This window comes from uncultured Campylobacter sp., from assembly GCF_937949835.1.
Classification (GTDB): Bacteria; Campylobacterota; Campylobacteria; order Campylobacterales; family Campylobacteraceae; genus Campylobacter_B.
Genome location: NZ_CALEDC010000091.1, coordinates 1 through 5148 on the forward strand (window position 1 = coordinate 1; position 5148 = coordinate 5148).

A 5148-nucleotide genomic window follows, 5' to 3' on the forward strand; every position below is an offset into this window, starting at 1 on the left:
GCTTAAAATTTATTTTATTCCCACAAGCCGTACGTCATGCACTCATAAAATAATCTCAAAATTTATGAGTAAAATTTAGATTAAAATCCGTATTCAAATTCCGATTAAAAATCCTGTGAAAATACTATATTTATTTAAAATTTTAATGGCACTAAATTTCAATATCTGATAGCGAAAAATGAGATGATATGGAAAATTTTATGAGATACCAAGCATCAAGACGGTTACACTATAGCGGTTACTATAAGCGGCGGCGATACGGATAAGATAAATACTTACACAGAAAAAGAAGGATTGTAATAGCAAAGGCGATTGGAATTTGAATGTGTAAAAAAGCACTTAATTAAATTTTTCTAAACATTTGGCGAGATTATGGAATTTTAAAATTTAAATTAAGAAGGACGGCATAGTCGTAAAATTTAAATATGAGCGTCGGCGCAAAATAGCCGCGGAGTGGATCGGCTAGCTTCGCTAAAAGCGGCGTATAAAGGGTAAATTTAAAATCGAAGCTTTGCCGAATTAAATTTACCCGATTTGCCTCTCTATGAAATTTATTCGCCCAGGAAGTATTTCAGATCCGCCTGCGCGTCGCCGCTGATTAGGCGAAGGCCGAAATTTTGCACCAAAAAGCCCAAAATTTCGTCGTTGAAAAACTCAGGCACCGTAGGCCCCACGTTGATGTTCTTAACGCCTAGGCTAAACAGCGCAAGCAGGATGATGACCGCCTTTTGTTCCATCCACATCAGCACGATCGAGACCGGCAGGTCGTTTACCGCGATGCCCGTAGCCTCGCTAAGCGCTAGGGCAATCTTGACCGCGCCGTTGCTGTCGTTGCACTGGCCAAGGTCAATATAGCGCGGAAGCTCGGTGCCGGGCACGTTTCCGAAATCCACGTCGTTAAAGCGGAATTTGCCGCAGCTAGAGGTCAAAATCACGCAGTCCTTCGGCAGGCTAAGCGCTAGCTCGCGGTAATACTCGCGTCCTTTGCCCGGCGCGTCGCAGCCTGCGATGACGAAAAAGCGGCGGATTTTACCCGACTTGATCGCGTCTAAAATTTGCGGCGCAAGGCTTAAAATCGTCTTGTAGTGTCCGCCCGTCACCAAGCTCTCGTCGCTGTCCATGCTCACGTCGCCGCACGCAAGCGCGCACTCGATGAGCGGCGTAAAATCGTCGTTTTGGATATGTTTGATGCCGTCTGTGCCCGCGATAGAGTAGCCAAACAGCCTGTCTGCGTAGCTACAGGACGAGCGAAGCGGCACGATGCAGTTCGTGGTCATCAAAATCGCGCCTTTAAATTCGTTAAAAAGCTTGGTCTGATCGAACCACGCCTTGCCGACGTTGCCCTTTAGGTGCGGATACTTGCGAAGCTGCGGATAGCCGTGCGCAGGAAGCATCTCGGAGTGGGTGTAGATATTGATACCCTTGCCTTCGGTCGCTTTTAGTAGCGCCTCAAGAGCATGCAGGTTGTGTCCGCTAACCAAAATCGCCTTGCCCTCGACCTTGTTTTGGCTTACCTTAACCGGGGTCGGTACGCCGAATTTTGCAGTATGCGCCTCGCTTAAGATATCCATCATCTGCACGCCCGCGCTTCCGACGGCCATTAGCTGCGCGATATGCTCGTCAAAGTTAAAATTTGAGTTCGTCAGCGTGAAATACAGCGTATCCGCCATAACGGTATCGACCGCGCTAGTATCGGCGCCGAGCTCACGGGCGTGGTGGCGGTAGGCGCTAAGGCCTTTAAGTCCGAAAACCATAGTGTCTTGAAGTAACGCCAGCGTGGAGGTTTTACCACAGGTGCCGCGATCTTGGCCTTTGGCGCCGCAGCCCTCGGGCGCGCTCATTTGGCACTGATGACAGAACATCTCTAGATTGTCGCTCATAGAAATCCTTTATAAAAAATTTAGTTGGTAATTTTAAGATTTTATTTAGGCAAAAAAATTGATTATAATCAAGAAATGGCTAAATTTTATCAAATTTATTTATAAAATGAGAATTTTAAATTTTATAAATTGCTTCAATTTCACTTATAACGGGAATATGGCTACTTAAATTTAGATATAATGTGCGTAATTTCAAAAAACGGATAGGTAATGAAAGAGAAGTTAAAATCGTTAGCGAGCAAGGTTTCTAAATTATATAAAAGCGGTAGTTCAAAAACGTTATGAAAATTCTACATGCGAGTGATCTACATTTCGATAAAGCTAAATTTGATCGAATTTTAAGCTTAGAATTTGACATTTGTTGCATAAGCGGCGATCTGATAGACACAAACCAAAAAGATATCATAGGACAAAAAGCGTGGGTGAAGCGGTGGTTAGAAAATTTTAAAAAGCCTATCTTTGTATGTAGCGGAAATCATGACGTGAGTGAGTCTGGCGACGTTTCTTGGATACGAGCGTCTAATATTTATGCGGATGGCGATATTAAGACGCTTGAGGGTATTAAATTTGGCTGCGCCCCTTATCTCTGCGCGGATATTTTGGATTTTGCAGAGTGCGACGTGCTACTTACGCATATTCCGCCTGCACATACGCGAACGTCCATAGAGCGCGGCAGAGATTTTGGTGATAAAGAGCTTTTTCGAGTGCTAAAGCACGGACTTTTAAAAGCAAAAATAATCCTTTGCGGACACGTGCATAATCCGCTTTTAGATATTGATAAAATCGGCGATTGCACGATTTATAATTCAAGTCTGAAGCTTAATATTTTAGAAATTTGAGTTAAATTTATAAAATTTTAACGGCGGAATTCTATAAAATATAATTTAGCGCAATAAATTAATTGTATTTCGCGGCTCTACTCGCATATTGGCAGCACGTCTTTTGTCCACAGCTAAGCAAATAAATTTAGCTTTTTGTCATAATTTCTTTCAATAATCTAAAATCACTTTCGCTAAATCCGTAAATTTCTACTTCGCATTCTTTTTCTGCGTCTAAATTTTGTTTGAAAAAGCGTTTATATTCGCAGATCACCTCGCGCTTATTTAGTCCACCCGCTCCGCATCCCATCAGAGGCAGAGCTATTTTTATATATTTGCTTTGATCTTGTAAGATTATTTCTTGCAAATTATTTAAAATTTGCATGATAGTATCTAAACTCGGCTTTTTAGACTTTGATCTATCAGCGTAATTCATAATGGCTGCATGTAATACGAATGGAAAGTTTGCATGATTTGAGGCGGTTTTGACGACATCACCTTGCCTTATCTCTCTTATTTTTAGTTGTTCTTGCATGTATTTTTCTAGCGCCTCACCGCAATGCCTCTTAAAAGCCATAGACACACCGCTGCCAAGCAGCATCGCCGTATTTGAAGGATTTATCAGATAATCCGCTTGTGCGTCCAATAAATCGCCAAATTTTATCTTTATTTCATATGAAATTTTCATTTTATCTCTTCTAAATACTTTTCTATCTCATCTTTTATCGTATCGGCTAACTCCTTTGGTTCTAGCACTTTGATAAACGGAATGAAGTAGTAAATAAGCGGCTTTATCTCCATTAAATTAGTAAATTCTATATCGATTACGACCGAGCCATCGGCATCAAGTCCTGTTATGCTCTGCTTAGCGTAGGGTTTTCTCTCGAAATATTTCTTTATCTGCGGAGATAAAAGCAGTCTAGCGGTATTTGGTTTATCTAGCGTTGCCCAGGCGGAGTTTATATTTTTAATCCTCTCCTCTATTTTGGCGTCTAATTTAAATTTCTCCTCAAGAATTCTAATATTTGTGATGCTTTTTAAGTGGAATTTCTTAAAGGTATCGTTTTTATTCGTATCTAAAAATAGCAAATACCAAAATCCGTCAAACATCGCTAGTTTTAGCGGCTTTATCTTAAATTTAAAACCGGCGTATTCGCACTGCACCAAGCTTCTCTTTTTGATAGCGTTTTCAAGCAGTTCGAAATTTATAAAGTCATCTTCACTTAATTTTTAGCTGCTTATATTTGTTAAAATCGGATGATTTAGCCGGTTTGTGATCTGTTCTAGCAAAACGTGGGCCTTTGAGTAAAAATTTGCGCCCATCGTTTTTGAGATATTATCGAGGATATTTATGACGGTGCGCTCTTCCTGATCTAAGCCATCTTTGATTTTAGTTTTATCTATGCTCCACATCCTGCCGTTTCTTACAGCTCCATTTTTCGCTAGCACCTCGTAAAGGTCTCTTTGGATAGTTTTGGTACAAACTCCAAATTTTTCCGCGAGCTCGGAGATGGAATGGGGTTTTCTGCTAATTAAGGTGGCTATTTCGTTTATGCGTTCGTATTTGCCACTACCGGATTGCGAGATTATTTTTTGCGGTTTTTGCATCTAGGCTCCTTTTATATTATTTTATCTAAAAATAAAGGGATAATATCAGCTAAGGATTGCTCTTAATCCTTCAAGTCCGCCTGCCTTTATCGCCATACCTCTATACGCGCTTACGTGAGTATCTGGCGGGTTTATGCGGATTAGATGAGCGCGCTTAAATCTTTTTGCCATCCTTTCTCCGTAAATCCTGATCGTAGGCACCGCAAGACCTGCTCCGATCTCAATTATGGCTATTTTGGAGTTCATATTGTGACTAAGCCACGTATCATACTTTTTGCGCTGCGCCCAAGCTCTTTTGTGATTAAATTCGTGATCATAAAACATAAGGATATTTGGGCGGCTCACGCATCCGCATTCAGGACAAACGGGCATCTTTGTAACGATAAATCTATCCTCATCCACTTCGACATTATTTTCGTCCATATTCCATATATTTCCGTCATCGCTATGAATACACTGCGCGTGATGTATGGAGCCATGGATCTCGTAAATTTTATCCTTGTCAAATCCCACCTTTTCAAAATGCCCGTCTACGTTTGAAGTGTAGATAAAATAGTTTTCGCCTTTTGCTTCGCAAAGATTTTTTAGTAGGGTAAAACCCTCGTGAGGCTGGGTTGCGTTATAGAGCTTTAGCCTGTGTCCGTAAAACGCCCAAGCTAGCTCAGGGCTGCTAAAAAACCACTGCGGATTTGCCATCTCGGTAAAGCTTAAATTTTTATCCTTTAAAGGCGGGTAGGCTTTCCAAAATCCAAGATTGCCTCTAAAATCAGGCAGTCCGCTATCTACGCCCATGCCTGCTCCTGCGGTTATGATGACGGCTTCGGCGTTTGCGACGATTTCTT

General features: G+C 41.5%; 6 protein-coding genes. 1 reads left to right on the forward strand and 5 read right to left on the reverse strand.

The annotated features are described in order from the left end of the window. Window positions 1-551 precede the first annotated feature (551 nt). Window positions 552-1880, reverse strand: a complete 1329-nt coding sequence (hcp, locus tag Q0256_RS02015) for a hydroxylamine reductase (RefSeq protein ID WP_297959600.1) — start codon at window positions 1878-1880, stop codon at window positions 552-554. A gap of 281 nt (window positions 1881-2161) precedes the next feature. On the opposite strand from hcp, the gene Q0256_RS02020 reads away from it, so the two are divergent. After that, window positions 2162-2719, forward strand: a complete 558-nt coding sequence (locus tag Q0256_RS02020) for a metallophosphoesterase (RefSeq protein ID WP_297959602.1) — start codon at window positions 2162-2164, stop codon at window positions 2717-2719. A gap of 127 nt (window positions 2720-2846) precedes the next feature. On the opposite strand, the gene Q0256_RS02025 is transcribed toward Q0256_RS02020, so the two are convergent. The 4 genes from Q0256_RS02025 to Q0256_RS02040 all read right to left on the reverse strand — a co-directional run. Continuing rightward, window positions 2847-3386 carry a macro domain-containing protein gene (locus tag Q0256_RS02025; protein WP_297959604.1) on the reverse strand — a complete coding sequence of 180 codons (540 nt, stop codon included), beginning with the start codon at window positions 3384-3386 and terminating at the stop codon, window positions 2847-2849. Then, window positions 3383-3907: a WYL domain-containing protein gene (locus tag Q0256_RS02030; protein WP_367271935.1), complete on the reverse strand. Its 525-nt coding sequence runs from the start codon at window positions 3905-3907 to the stop codon at window positions 3383-3385. The genes Q0256_RS02025 and Q0256_RS02030 overlap by 4 nt, the downstream gene beginning before the upstream one ends. 21 nt (window positions 3908-3928) lie before the next feature. Then, window positions 3929-4306: an HTH domain-containing protein gene (locus Q0256_RS02035; protein WP_297959605.1), complete on the reverse strand. Its 378-nt coding sequence runs from the start codon at window positions 4304-4306 to the stop codon at window positions 3929-3931. 45 nt (window positions 4307-4351) lie between these two features. Then, window positions 4352-5148: Sir2 family NAD-dependent protein deacetylase (locus Q0256_RS02040; RefSeq protein ID WP_297959606.1), on the reverse strand; the 797-nt coding region annotated here is incomplete at its 5' end.

What these genes read in the sequence shown, in the direction of transcription:
- hcp (WP_297959600.1), bottom strand. Translation starts at nt 1,880, where the DNA reads ATGAGCGACAATCTAGAGATGTTCTGTCATCAGTGCCAAATGAGCGCG.
- Q0256_RS02020 (WP_297959602.1), top strand. Translation starts at nt 2,162, where the DNA reads ATGAAAATTCTACATGCGAGTGATCTACATTTCGATAAAGCTAAATTT.
- Q0256_RS02025 (WP_297959604.1), bottom strand. Translation starts at nt 3,386, where the DNA reads ATGAAAATTTCATATGAAATAAAGATAAAATTTGGCGATTTATTGGAC.
- Q0256_RS02035 (WP_297959605.1), bottom strand. Translation starts at nt 4,306, where the DNA reads ATGCAAAAACCGCAAAAAATAATCTCGCAATCCGGTAGTGGCAAATAC.